Raw genomic sequence first — 12075 nt, 5'->3', positions numbered from 1 at the left:
AAGCGGTCGACGCCTGCAGGCCCAGAAGGTGAACTGGTTGCCATTCACGAGTGCAAATCACGAGAGCACGCGTTGAAGGTGGTCGCCGACCGTGTTCGCACGTTGACAACATCAGGCCAGCTCCAACCTAGCGACATCGCAGTTCTGGATGCGTCAGGTTCTCTGAACCTTGGCGACAACATTGGCGGCGTACGCGCTTGCCGTGCCGATACAGTCTCCAAAAACTGCGTTGTCGTGGATACCGTACGCCGCTTCAAGGGCTTGTCGCGGCCATGTGTTTTCGTGATCGGTCTCGAGGGACTTCGGGATCCCGAGATTATTTATGTTGCCACAAGCCGTGCGAACGTTTTGCTAGAACTGGCTGGCAGCTCTGACGACATCGCCCGCGTAATGTGTTCGGTTCCTAACATGCGAGCACATGTAGATCGCGTTAAATGAACTGGATCGCCTTCTTCAAAAAAGATGCTCTTAAAGTTTGGCAGGAGGCTATTCAGATCAGAACGACGGTTTCATTCCGCTGATAAAGCTGCGTCAGATCGGCATGGGCGACCCGAAACTGACTCCGCCGCTTGATGTCCGGCTTCGCCGACGAGGCCTTTTCGATTTTAACGGCCGGATCATAATAGACCGTCCCTGTCGCAAAGGCCTTGAGGAACAGCAGAAAATCGGTCTGCTCGCAGAGGAGAACCTGTGCCCCATAGCTATATTCCGGCGGCGGTGTGCGGGATAGCGAGGGCACATAAGCAGCCTGCGCATGCTTCCGGTTCCAGTGCGCCATCAGGCCCTTGAACGTCCAGGATGCGGCGACCTCGCCGATCGCATTGACCAGCGCCATGCCTCCGTCGATATCGGCAATCTTGCTGCTCGCTGCATCATATCCCGTCAGCGTCATGCGCAAGCCGGTCAGATGATGGTGGTCGCGGGTGCAATCGTAGCGACCGCCAAAATTGAAGCGATCTTCCTTGCCGCTCTGATCGGCATAGCCGAACCGCTTCAGAAATTCCGCCACGCCCTCGGTCTTGTAGATACCGCCGGTCGGCTCCGGCGTCATGAGAGTTACCGGCGATTTCGGCCTGAACGCCGTGAAATTGTTCACGCCATATTGCTTCACTTCCCAGCCCATGAAGTCCGGCTCTGCGTAGCCGTTGGGGGTAATGCCAAGCTCGGCCTCAAGAGTGTAGCCGCCGCCGTTGCGGGCCGCGTAGGGCACCTTCGTGCCGTCTTTCGCCAGCTTCTGGGACATGATCCAGTTCAGCTGATAAACGCGGCGCAGCTCATCGAGCAGGATCGTCTTTGGATCAGCAGGCTGGTCGAGGCTGAGCGGCAGCTCGATGAAGACGCCCAGAATCGGCCAGGCGCCCGCCGCCAGTTCCTTTGTGATCGGGTTATCAGCATCCGTCACATAGCCCAGTACGACACCGTCACGGGTCACGCCAAAGAACATGGCCCGCCCCTCGTCGCGAACCGTGAGGAGCTTTGAGGGCGCCGCCTTGCAGCCCTTCAGAAAGCCGGACATCCGCACTTCAGGATACTTGGGATAGAGGATCAGGTTCGCGTCGGGCGCGCGGTGCCTGCCTGCTTCATTGACCCAGTAAAATTCGACATCGGCCTTGGCACGGTCGCGCACGCTGCCGGCCTTTTCAGAGGCATCAGTATAGACCTCGCCATGCGGGATGACGTTCAGCGCCGCGAAGCCGCCGCCGAGATATACCTGGTTCTTCGAATTATCGTTGGGCGACAGATGTTTTGCGTAGATGCGGTGAGCGCCATGATGGCGCATCAGATCCAGCAATTGCCCCAGTGATGCGACCAATTATCCGCCCCTGACAGTCATAGACTTCTCCGACGACCTTATCCACGCGACCAGGCGCTGCATAGCCTCGGGAAAGTCGAGCCGGGTCCGGCCCTTCAGCGCACATTCCCAGACCGTGGCGACCCGCCAGCCGGAGGCCAGCAGCGCGCCGACCGCGCGGTTGTCATTCTCCACATTCCGCCCGATCTTCGCTCGCCAGAAATCCTCCCGCGTGGATGGCCATCTGAACAGGTGACAATCATGGTGGTGCCAGAAGCAGCCGTTCACAAAAACGACGGCCCGCCAGCGTGGGAAAACCAGATCGGGTTTGCCCGGCAGATCCCTTACGTGAAGCCTGTAGCGCAGGCCCGCTGCATGCAGGGCAGCGCGGACCTGCATTTCAGGCTTTGTATGACTGCCTTTGATGGCCGCCATATTGCGACTGCGGGTCGCCGGGTCGTGAACGTCTGCCAAATCTCAGGCAGCTTCGCGCTGCTGCCCTGCCTCGACCAGAGACTGGATATGCGGCTGCATGATCCGGGCGACTTCATGGAAGACCGGAACGGCGACCGAATTGCCAAACTGCTTATAGGCCTGCGTATCCGATACCGGGATGCGGAAATCGTCTCCATAGCCCATCAGGCGGGCGCACTCGCGCGGGGTCAGGCGGCGCGGGTTCATCTTTTTGCCCTGACTGATGAGGATCTCCGATCCGTCCTTATAATAGCGGGCCGACAGGGTGCGGGCCACATCGTCCGGCGTCACCAGCCCGAAACCGAAGCCATTGCCTGCAGCCTTATGCTTGTCGGCATAGCCCTGAAGATACTGCCAGAGCTTGTCGGTCAGCGTATATTTCCCGTTGACGATCGCGTCCGGGCCAAGGGTGTAAGCCCCTTCGGCTTTCTCCGTCCCATCGCCGGGATGCAGGATGTCCTTCAGCTTCACCGAGCCCTTCTCCGGCAGGTCCAGATCGTCCCAGCTGAACTGCACTTCCTCCCGGAAGCCGACGATCACAATACGCTCGCGGTGCTGAGGCACGAAATGCTTCGCATCGATCACCTTGTGCCAGACCTTGTAGCCGAGCTCCTCGGTCAGCGTTTTGAGGATCACCTGGAAGGTCCGGCCCTTGTCATGGCTGGTCAGATTTTTGACATTCTCCAGCATGAAGGCGGCAGGCCGCTTGTCCCTCAAAACGCGCGCCACATCGAAGAACAATGTGCCCTGCGTTTCATCCAGAAAACCATGCTGGCGGCCCAGAGAGTTTTTCTTCGAAACACCCGCAATGGAAAATGGCTGACAGGGGAAGCCGGCCAGCAGCACATCATGGTCAGGAATCTCATGGGTCTTGATGATGGTGATGTCGCCATGCAGTGTGTGATTATCGCGGAAATTTGCCGCATAGGTCTGCTGGGAATATTTATTCCATTCCGACGTGAACACGCAGTGCCCGCCGATGGCGTCAAATCCCTTCCGGATGCCGCCAATCCCTGCGAACAGGTCGATGAAATTGAAGCGGCTCTCACCGAAGCCGGTTGCCGATCCGCCGGCCATATTCTGGAGCATGTTCAGCGCGGCGCGCCGGGGCGTGCCGTCGCCCCGTTCCCACCGGTATAGCTGACGAGGGCTATAGCCCAGACGGTTCGCCAGCTCCTCGATAGAAATGCCTGCCTGTGCACGGAGCGTTGCGAATTCGTTCTGCATGATACCTCTGGGACGATTTGCGACATAGTGTCGCCATTCGACCCAGATTGCAAGGCGCGACCCACAAATGTTCTATTTATGTTCACAGGCAAGCTAGCAGGCGACAGGCGCGCCGGGAAGCCCGGCAGTTGAATTTTGATGAGATGGTTGTTCATTATAACCGCCGAGGCATGCATTATTCCGTTATGAATGCGACCCGCATGCTGCGCTTCAGCAACCGGTAGCGCGTATTGTCCGTGCGCACGATTGCGCCCTCGGCGATTGCGCTAAGTGAAGAACGAACCGGGGAGGTGCAAACGCATCGGCCATCGGGGAATCGCTGTCGGCGATCGTTTGAAATCAACCCCACGAGCCGGACTTGGAGCCGAGCTGGATCGAAACATGCTGTCGAGTAGACGGGCGTCCAATCATCGAGGTCGGCGTCATATTCGCCAGACTTGGAGCTGTGGTTCTTACCTGCGCTAGACATCGATGGACGATTTCGGATTATTGGGTGGCTTTCGAGAGGCTTCGCAAAGAACCCTGGCAACCAGCGCCCAAGGACCATCCCCTCGCGGATGAGATGCGACCGTTACACTTCGAACGAAACTCGGCACGCCAATTATTGGCGTCGCCCTCTGGGTGACGGAGGCTGCATAGGCGCCGACATCCGCAATGGTGCCGACGTTGGCTACATCCATGCGACCGATCTCGAAAGCAGCCTGTTCGTCACCGCCAGGCCAAATTTCTATCCGCACGACCATCATCCCGGAATGACGTCGCTGAAATTCTTTGGCGGCTTTGCTCGCTTGAAATCCGGAGCAAATACCTCTGCTGTGATTTGCCGGCGAAATTCGCGAAGGGTGCGAAACGCTTCCAGCATGGCGATAATCTGCCCCTCTGCGGTACTCTCCGTCCGTCGTCGAAGGAAGGTCTTGAAGCCGATGCCTTCAGCCACCTCAATCCGAAGTTCGTCAAAGAGTGCATACGCGTCGCCTACCGCGCGAAGCCAAGAAGGCTTAACTTGGGCCTCCTCATGGAATAACGTCTCTGGGCTACTACGTGGTCGATAGTCGGTCTTCTCTATGATCACACCGCGGAGGCGCCGATTGAGGGCGTTCGCGGCATTCCGATAGACGCGGAGCTTTTCCGCCTCACTTGTCGGATTGGCCTCTAGGTTCTTCCACTTAATGGTGATGGTTCCAGAAGTTACGCTTCCAGCATCGTCGAGCGTCCCCCAACTGATTTCCGAGACAAGCCGCTGACTGTTTTTTCTCACAGTTATTAGGCCGATCTTTGCGCCCGGAGGCAATGCTCCGACCCAATCCGGTCTGAAAGGCGACGTCACGTACTCGTAACTTAGAAAGTCGGTCTTCATCGGGTGGACCTGAGTGTGCGGCGCGTCGCCTCAGGCATCAGGAATGCCAAACAGAAGGAGCGCCCCCACGATGCATGTGCAAGGCCTTTGTCTTGAGAAGTGTCCGCGACGAGATTCAAATCGAGCCTCCCACAAATTTCCGGTGCGTCGGCTTTTCGAAGCGATGGCCGACAGTCGTTACGGCCCACGACGATCAGCACGATGAACGCCCCTTCCCAAACCAGCGTGGGGGTGAGGCTATTCTCTAGGAAGCGTCGGTCCGACCTGCCTATCGAGCGTGCTAACACATAGCGCCATATATGGCGTGGCTATATATGGCGTTGCCGTGATTGCAAGTATTTCGTTGAACGGCCAAGTGTACAGCACGGCCCAAAAGAAACTCGCGGCGACCATTCGCAGCCTTAGAGAAGCCAAAGGCGTTTCTCAGGAGCGATTCGCGCAACTCGCAAACGTGGAGCGCGCACGTTACGGACGTATCGAGCGAGGGGAGCTCAACATCTCGCTCAATGTCCTATTTGCCTTAGCGGCTGGCTTGGGTGTGAAGCCTTCCGAGATCCTCGGAGAAATCGAGCTCACAGATTGTCAGCCTGATTCGGTTGACGTTCTTCCTGAAGACTCCCAAGCATAGCTTGATTCTGCGGGCTGAGCGGGGCCGGCGCGGAACGTCGCGTCAAAAATTCTCGGTTTCGGCTCAACGAATGACAATGCAGGCAGCAGTAGAACTGATGCCTGCTTGAGCGCGTGGGATGCATGAACTGCCGACTTAGCGCCTGTGGAAGCCTGCTGTCAGGCTTTCGATTTTGGCTGTGCCCGAAACTTTTCGTTGGCCTTCCGGCGGAATAAGGCGCGCAAGAGAGCCGGCGGCACAATCGTTGTCGTGATCTATGGCTAGTCGCTGGAGATAAGCGATGCCCTGCCACCTCTTAGGAAGTGCAATCCTCCTGACTTCAAAGAGATCGCCGATCGGCAAATCGAAATTGCGCGACAGGGCAAATCGGCGATCTTATCCATGGCATCTGACGCGGGAACCGCAACAAGTGCTGCGCGAATTACCCCGCCCCACATGGAAACGGGAGGTTGCGGGACGACAGGTACTTCTCCTGGATCAGGTTAGCTGTCGCCCCTGACCGTCCGGCTCCTGCTACTGTTCGCTGTCATCCGAATTAAACAGGTCACGCAGTTGGCCGAGTTCAAGATCGACGAATTCATCGATTGAAAAGACGTTCGGACGGGTGATCGCAGACTTGGGAGAACCAACAACAACCAAGACTGGCGGATATCCGCCGTAAGCGGCGGGGTCAGACATATCTCTCCCCAAACTCGCCGCAAGTGCGTCGGATCGCATCAATCTGTCCAAAGAATCTGCTAAAATAATTTGCACTTGCGTCGGATTGATAGAGTTCTCAACAATCTGCTCAATCATCTTCGCGCCAGAGTCGAGAATATCATTTTGTCCGCCAGCGTCGACAGTTATCACCTTAAAATCAGACTCCAACAACTTCTTTTCGACTTGTTTCAGCGCGATATCATTGCTTGTAGATGAGACTATCTGAATTAGGTCTAGCATGTCGAAAACCTCAAAAAGTTCGAGTGCCATCTTAGTCGCTAAAGAGAGCATCTGCGGCCAGACCTCTCAATGTCCCAAAATGAGAAAAGCAACCGCCGACGTTGATCGACAACAAAACCCGCTCAGTCGCTGCCTCATCTCGCGTCTGCGATGCCGCCTGCCACAAGTTTTGTTTGCTCTTGAGCGGCATCAGACACCTGATGTGTAGCGTGGATGACAAAGTGGCAGCCATGGAGCTCGTCGCAGACGGTAGCGTAGGAGCCGTCTTCAGCCCCCTCAGGCCCTGTCGCACACGTTGACGTGTGGCGCTAAGGAAGTGCCGCCTTCGGCGGTTGCGACCAGGGAAGTTCGAATATAAAATTCGAACTTCCCTGGTCGCTCAGATTTTATGGCAGCCTATCAATTCGACGGTATCAAAAAAATCAGGGTTTTCCGATACCTTAACCCAAATTGATAGGTTTGAGAAACGTGAGAGGCACGCCTTCCTTCGGCAGGTCGGCGGGGGACAGGTTCACCGTGATCCGCTTGGGGGGCAGGGAAAGGCCGATTGCGGCGATGGCGTTGCGGACTCGCTCGCGGCTTTCGGCCACCGCCTTGTCCGGCAGGCCGACGAGGATGAAATTGGGGAGGCCGGGCACCAGTTGGCACTGCACCTCCACCGCGCGCGCCTCCAGCCCCAGATAGGCAACCGTCGAAACCGTAGCGACCAAAGTCCTGAATCCCCCAATTCAGTTGAGAAGCAGTTTACCGCAGCAGGATCATTCGACCGGTTGCTCCGGCCGCCCCTTGAACCCCTGCGCCACGACATACCATTCGACGCTGCCCTTGCGGCTGGCCGGCGGCTTGGCATGCTTGATCGTCGTGAAATTCTTCTTGAGCATGACCAGCAGATCGCCGTCCGTGCCCCCGGCAAAGACCTTCGCGACGAAGGTGCCGCCCTTGCGCAGATTCTCCACCGCGAACAAGGCCGCGGCCTCGACCAGTCCCATGGTGCGCAGGTGATCGGTCTGGGCATGACCGACCGTATTGGCCGCCATGTCGGAGATCACCAGATCCGGCTCGTGCCCCAGCGCGTCGCGCAGCAGGCCGGGCGCCTTGTCGTCCATGAAGTCCATTTCGAACAGGGTGACGCCCGGAATCGGATCGACCGGCAGCAGGTCGATGCCGACGACCGCCGCCTTGGGCGCCATCTTGCGCACCACCTGCGCCCAGCCGCCGGGTGCGACGCCAAGATCGACGACCGCGCGCGATCCCTTCACGAAATGGAATTTCTCATCCAGTTCGATCAGCTTGAAGGCGGCGCGACTGCGCCAGCCTTCCTGCTTCGCCTTGTGGACATAGGGATCGTTCAAATGCCGTTCCAGCCAGCGTACCGACTGCGCCGTGCGCCCCTTGGCCGACTTGACCCGCACCTTGCCGGCGCCACTGCCTCTCACATCACTCTCCCGTCGCGGTCCATCAGCCCGCGCAATATGCCTTCCCGAATGCCCCGGTCGGCGACGCCCAGTCGCTCGGCCGGCCAGATGTCGAGGATCGATTCCAAAATGGCGCAGCCCGCCACCACCAGATCGGCGCGCTCCGTGCCTATGCAGGGGAGCTTCTGTCGATCCGCCAGCCCCATGCCCGACAACCGGTCGGAGATGGAGCGCATCGATTCGCAAGGCACGATCAGCCCATCGATCGCCTGTCGATCGTAACGCGGCAACCCCAGATGCAGACTGGCCAGCGTCGTCACCGTGCCCGACGTGCCGAGCAGGCGGATGCCCTCCGCCGCCTTCGGCAAGCGACGGGCCAGCGGGGAAAAGGCTTCGGATACCCGCCCGCGCATCCGACCATAAGCGGCCAACCGTTCGGCGGGATCGTCATGCTCGAACGCCTCGCTCTCAGTCAGCGACACCACGCCCCAAGGCGCGCTCACCCAATCGACGATGCGCGGCGCGCCATCCCCATGAGCATCTACCAGCACCAGTTCGGTCGATCCGCCGCCAATGTCGAAGATCAGCGCAGGGCCGTCGCCCGGTTCCAATAGCGCATGGCAGCCCAGCACCGCCAGCCGCGCTTCTTCCTGCGCGCTGATGATGTCGAGCGCGATGCCGGTCTCCTTGTAGACGCGCTGGATGAACTCGGCCCCGTTGGAGGCGCGACGGCAGGCCTCGGTCGCGACCGAGCGGGCGAGCGTCACATGCCGGCGGCGCAGCTTGTCCGCGCAGACGGACAAGGCGGCGATCGCGCGATCGATCGCGGCGTCGCTGATCCGACCAGTGGCGGCCAGCCCTTCGCCCAACCGGACGATTCGCGAAAAGGCGTCCACGACGATGAAGCCGTCCGCCGAAGGCTTCGCGATCAAGAGCCGGCAATTATTGGTGCCAAGGTCGATCGCGGCATAGGATCGCCGCTCGCGTGCGCCGGGAAGCGCAAATCCCCGCTGCTTCGACGGGGGAGGAATGGCCGCAGCCTTGCTCCCTTCTCCCGGACCGGAGCAGGCGCGCTTGCCCGCGTAACGGCCGGCCGGGCCGGAACTCTGCGGCGATGGGCGGCTTTGCTGCACCATGCCGTAACTCACTTCTGCACTCGCCAGTCCCAAAGACGGGACCGGAACTTGCCATCATGCTTAAGCAGATACGGACCGATGCGCAAGGAGGGGGCCACCGCCTGTCGCGGACGGCTCCCCGCTTGTCTGGAAGTGATGTGGCACCAGCGGCTTCAAAATGCGCGCTTCAGCGCATTTTCTTAATTCGTGTAGGTCTTGACCAGTCGATAGAGAAAGGCGCGACCGTCCATCAACGATTTCACGCGGATGCGCTCGTTCAGGCCATGGACGCCCTGTCCGTCCGGATCGGCGAACATGCCCGACACGCCATAGGTCGGGATCCCCGCAGCATTGGTGAAGCGCCCATCGGTCGCCCCGGTCGCCAGACGCGGGATTACCGGCACACCAGGCCACATCTCCTTGGTCAGCGCCTCGATCGGTCCCATGATCTGGGGCGTCAGTTCGGGAGCGGAGGATTTGGGCTGGGGCGGATCGGCCAGCGTCACCTTGACTCGGGGGTCGGCCGCCACATCCTTCAGCCGCTGGAGAATCGCATCGACGCTCTCGCCGGGAATGATGCGGCAGTTGACGTTGGCCGTCACCGACTGCGGCTGGGCATTGGGCGCATGGCCGCCGGAGATGAGCGTCGGGATGCAGGTGGTGCGCAGGGTCGCGTTCCAGCTCGCATTCTCCGCCGACACCACGGCATAATCCGCCTCGGCCGCCTTGCCGGCACCGATGGCAGCCATCGCTTCCGATACCTTGCCCGGATAGAGCGGTGCCGATGCGCCGAAATAGGCCTTGGCCGCCGGGGTCAGATCGACCGGGAAGTCATAGTCGTTGACCCGTGCCAGCGCCGTCGCCATCCAGCCGATCGCATTGACATGCGGCGTCTGGCGCGAACTATGGCCGCCCGGCGCGGTCACGGCGAACGTGAAGTCCTGATAGACTTTCTCACCCGCCTGCACACCCTGGCTCACGGGCTTGCCTGTTTCGTCCAGCGACCCGCCGCCGCCTTCGTTAAGCGCCCAGCCAGCCTTCAACGCATCGGGCCGGTTCTTCAGCAAATATTCGACGCCGTTCAGCGCCTTCTCGGTTTCTTCGCCGCAGGTCAGCGCCAGTTTGATCGTGCGCCTGGGCTTAAAGCCCTCTGCCTTGTAGCGGATCATCTGGTCCGTGAAGGCCGCCGCCATCGCCTTGTCGTCGGAGGTGCCACGCCCGTAGAAATAGCCACCCTCTTCAATCAGGGTGAAGGGGTCGCGCTCCCAGTCGGCGCGCTTGGCGGCAACCACGTCGATATGGGCAAGCAGCAGGACGGCGGGCAGCTTCGCATTGCTGCCGCGCAGAACGGCAGTGAGATTGCCTTCCTTCGGGTGCGCGGGATCGACGACGATCTGGACATCCTCGCCGGCAAAGCCCGCCGCCTTGAGCCGCGCGCCCATGCGTTCGGCCGCGATGGTACAACTGCCGTCCGGCCAGCTCGAATCGGTTTCGACCAGTTCCTTGTAGAGGGCGCGGAACTCGGCCTCGCCGCCCCTCGCCTGCGCGTCCGGGGTCGCGGCATGGGCGCTGGTGGTGACAAGCAGCGCCGCGACGAAGGCAGCGGCGGGACGGCGGAATGACATGAAAAAGCCCCCTCGGTTCAATGAGGGGGCGACATTGGCCAAAGCGTCGGAGGAGGGCAAGGCCTCCTCTCCCATAGCGGTGGCATATGGGGTTAGAGCGGCAGCAGCGCCGCCACGATCTGCCGCTCCTCGGCGCGCAGCACGCCCCAAGCACGGGCGGCGGCGCGGCTGTCCATCGCCTCGACGCCAATCCCCAGCGCCTCGACCGCGCGGACGAAAGGGCGCGGCGGCTGGCGCAGGTTCGCACCGGTGCCGAGCAGCAGAAATTCCGGCCGCGGATCGATGTCGAACAGGTCGCCCAGCGCCTCCAGCGTCAGCGCGTCGACCATCGGCGCATCGATCCAGGCCAGCGCGCGGACGGGGCTGAGCAGCAGGCCGTCCGGGAACACGTCGTCGCGCACCCGGAAGCCCCGGCCTTGGAAACCGGTGACGATCGGCCCCTGGCCATCATCGTCCCGGCGCAGCTTGATGCCCCCATCTCTGGACATGGCGCCGGTCAGGGCCGCGCTCCGTCGTCGCGCGGACCGACGCGCTCGGCATTGCCGGCATAGCCCTTCTTGGTCGCCTTCTTCTCCGCCGCGGCGGGCGTCAGCCCCAGCGAGATCAACAGCGAGGAGGACACATAGATGGACGAATAGGTGCCGACCACGACGCCCAGCATCATCGCGGCAGTGAAGCCGCGCAGCACATGACCGCCGAACAGCAGCAGCGAACCCAGCGCCAGCAGGATGGTCAGCGACGTCATCACCGTGCGCGGCAGCGTTTCGTTGACGGACAGGTCGATCAGCGCCTTCATGTCCATCTTGCGATATTTACGCATATTCTCGCGGATACGGTCGTCGATCACCATCTTGTCGTTGATCGAATAGCCCACGATCGTCAGCACGGCCGCCACGATGTTGAGGTCGAACTCCATCTGGGTGACGGCGAAGAAGCCCAGTGTCATCAGCACGTCGTGCATGATCGCGACGAACGTCGAGACGCCGAACTGCCATTCGTAGCGGAACCAGGAAAAGATCGCGATGCCGATCACCGCCAGCATCACCGCCAGCACGCCGGTCTGGATCAGTTCCCCCGACACCTTGCCCGATACGGTATCGTAGCGGGAGAAGGTGACGCCGGGGAATTCCGCCGTCATCGCCGCGCGCGTCTTTTCCACGACCGTATTGGCCGCACCGGCACCGCCCTGTTCGGGTAGCGGCAGGCGGATCTGCACCGTCTTGGGATCGCCGAACTGCTGGAGCGAGCTTTCGCCCACGCCGAGGCGACCGATGGTGGTGCGGACCTTGTCGGTTTCCACGGCCTGCGGGAATTTCGCTTCGATCATCAGGCCGCCGACAAAGTCGACGCCCATATTGAGACCCTTGTGCAGCGTCGCGCCGACCGCGAGCACCGTCAGCAACGCGGTGAGCGCGAACGCCCATTTCCGCATCGCGACGAAGCCGATATTGGTGTTGTCGGGGACAAGCTTGAGCAGTTTCATGATTTTTCTCTCCCGCCCCG

At 60.5% G+C, this 12075-nt stretch carries 12 protein-coding genes and 1 pseudogene; 2 read left to right on the top strand and 11 right to left on the bottom strand.

The features are described from left to right. On the top strand, positions 1-438 hold a 438-nt coding region (locus tag VMR39_RS13835), incomplete at its 5' end, for a hypothetical protein (RefSeq protein WP_325416573.1). Positions 439-490: 52 nt separating this feature from the next. Here VMR39_RS13835 and VMR39_RS13830 read toward each other — a convergent pair. The 4 genes from VMR39_RS13830 to VMR39_RS13815 all read right to left on the bottom strand — a co-directional run bounded on the left by VMR39_RS13830 (position 491) and on the right by VMR39_RS13815 (position 4850). After that, positions 491-1813, bottom strand: a complete 1323-nt coding sequence (locus VMR39_RS13830) for an MvaI/BcnI family restriction endonuclease (RefSeq protein ID WP_325416572.1) — start codon at positions 1811-1813, stop codon at positions 491-493. After that, on the bottom strand, positions 1814-2266 hold the full coding sequence (locus VMR39_RS13825; RefSeq protein WP_325416571.1) for a DNA mismatch endonuclease Vsr: 453 nt from the start codon (positions 2264-2266) through the stop codon (positions 1814-1816). A gap of 3 nt (positions 2267-2269) precedes the next feature. Further along, positions 2270-3493 carry a DNA (cytosine-5-)-methyltransferase gene (gene dcm / locus VMR39_RS13820; protein WP_325416570.1) on the bottom strand — a complete coding sequence of 408 codons (1224 nt, stop codon included), beginning with the start codon at positions 3491-3493 and terminating at the stop codon, positions 2270-2272. A 742-nt stretch (positions 3494-4235) separates the two neighbouring features. Next, complete coding sequence (locus VMR39_RS13815; protein ID WP_325416569.1) at positions 4236-4850, bottom strand: hypothetical protein; 615 nt, start codon at positions 4848-4850, stop codon at positions 4236-4238. A gap of 325 nt (positions 4851-5175) precedes the next feature. Here VMR39_RS13815 and VMR39_RS13810 point away from each other — a divergent pair, with 325 nt between their 5' ends. Then, the gene (locus tag VMR39_RS13810; protein ID WP_325416568.1) at positions 5176-5478 is read left to right on the top strand and encodes a helix-turn-helix transcriptional regulator; all 303 of its coding nucleotides are present in this window, start codon (positions 5176-5178) and stop codon (positions 5476-5478) included. Between the two features lie 513 nt (positions 5479-5991). Here VMR39_RS13810 and VMR39_RS13805 read toward each other — a convergent pair. The 7 genes and pseudogenes from VMR39_RS13805 to secF form a co-directional block, all read right to left on the bottom strand. Continuing rightward, positions 5992-6447: a hypothetical protein gene (locus VMR39_RS13805; RefSeq protein ID WP_325416567.1), complete on the bottom strand. Its 456-nt coding sequence runs from the start codon at positions 6445-6447 to the stop codon at positions 5992-5994. Positions 6448-6896: 449 nt separating this feature from the next. Then, positions 6897-7127 (bottom strand): annotated as a pseudogene (locus VMR39_RS13800) (magnesium chelatase domain-containing protein); the annotation flags it as partial. Positions 7128-7175: 48 nt separating this feature from the next. Beyond that, positions 7176-7853, bottom strand: a complete 678-nt coding sequence (locus tag VMR39_RS13795; RefSeq protein ID WP_325416566.1) for an RlmE family RNA methyltransferase — start codon at positions 7851-7853, stop codon at positions 7176-7178. Beyond that, positions 7850-8968 (bottom strand): Ppx/GppA phosphatase family protein, encoded by a 1119-nt coding sequence (locus tag VMR39_RS13790; RefSeq protein WP_325416565.1) that lies wholly within the window; start codon positions 8966-8968, stop codon positions 7850-7852. Before VMR39_RS13790 ends, VMR39_RS13795 begins: the two co-directional genes overlap by 4 nt. Before the next feature lie 179 nt (positions 8969-9147). Next, entirely contained in the window at positions 9148-10572 is a 1425-nt protein-coding gene (locus VMR39_RS13785; protein WP_325416564.1) for a M20/M25/M40 family metallo-hydrolase, read from the bottom strand. A 92-nt stretch (positions 10573-10664) separates the two neighbouring features. Next, a complete protein-coding gene (locus VMR39_RS13780) occupies positions 10665-11060 on the bottom strand; it encodes an Mth938-like domain-containing protein (RefSeq protein ID WP_325416563.1) in 396 nt (131 codons plus the stop codon). Positions 11061-11068: 8 nt separating this feature from the next. After that, positions 11069-12055, bottom strand: a complete 987-nt coding sequence (gene secF, locus VMR39_RS13775) for a protein translocase subunit SecF (protein WP_325416562.1) — start codon at positions 12053-12055, stop codon at positions 11069-11071. Positions 12056-12075 lie beyond the last annotated feature (20 nt).

This window comes from Sphingobium sp., assembly GCF_035511395.1.
Lineage (GTDB): Bacteria > Pseudomonadota > Alphaproteobacteria > Sphingomonadales > Sphingomonadaceae > Sphingobium.
This window is presented reverse-complemented; position numbering and strand designations above follow the sequence as displayed.

Bases quoted from the DNA above. Each gene is read 5' to 3' on its own strand.
- VMR39_RS13780 (WP_325416563.1), bottom strand. From the start codon at position 11,060: ATGTCCAGAGATGGGGGCATCAAGCTGCGCCGGGACGATGATGGCCAG.
- dcm (WP_325416570.1), bottom strand. From the start codon at position 3,493: ATGCAGAACGAATTCGCAACGCTCCGTGCACAGGCAGGCATTTCTATC.
- VMR39_RS13805 (WP_325416567.1), bottom strand. From the start codon at position 6,447: ATGGCACTCGAACTTTTTGAGGTTTTCGACATGCTAGACCTAATTCAG.
- secF (WP_325416562.1), bottom strand. From the start codon at position 12,055: ATGAAACTGCTCAAGCTTGTCCCCGACAACACCAATATCGGCTTCGTC.
- VMR39_RS13790 (WP_325416565.1), bottom strand. From the start codon at position 8,968: ATGGTGCAGCAAAGCCGCCCATCGCCGCAGAGTTCCGGCCCGGCCGGC.
- VMR39_RS13815 (WP_325416569.1), bottom strand. From the start codon at position 4,850: ATGAAGACCGACTTTCTAAGTTACGAGTACGTGACGTCGCCTTTCAGA.
- VMR39_RS13785 (WP_325416564.1), bottom strand. From the start codon at position 10,572: ATGTCATTCCGCCGTCCCGCCGCTGCCTTCGTCGCGGCGCTGCTTGTC.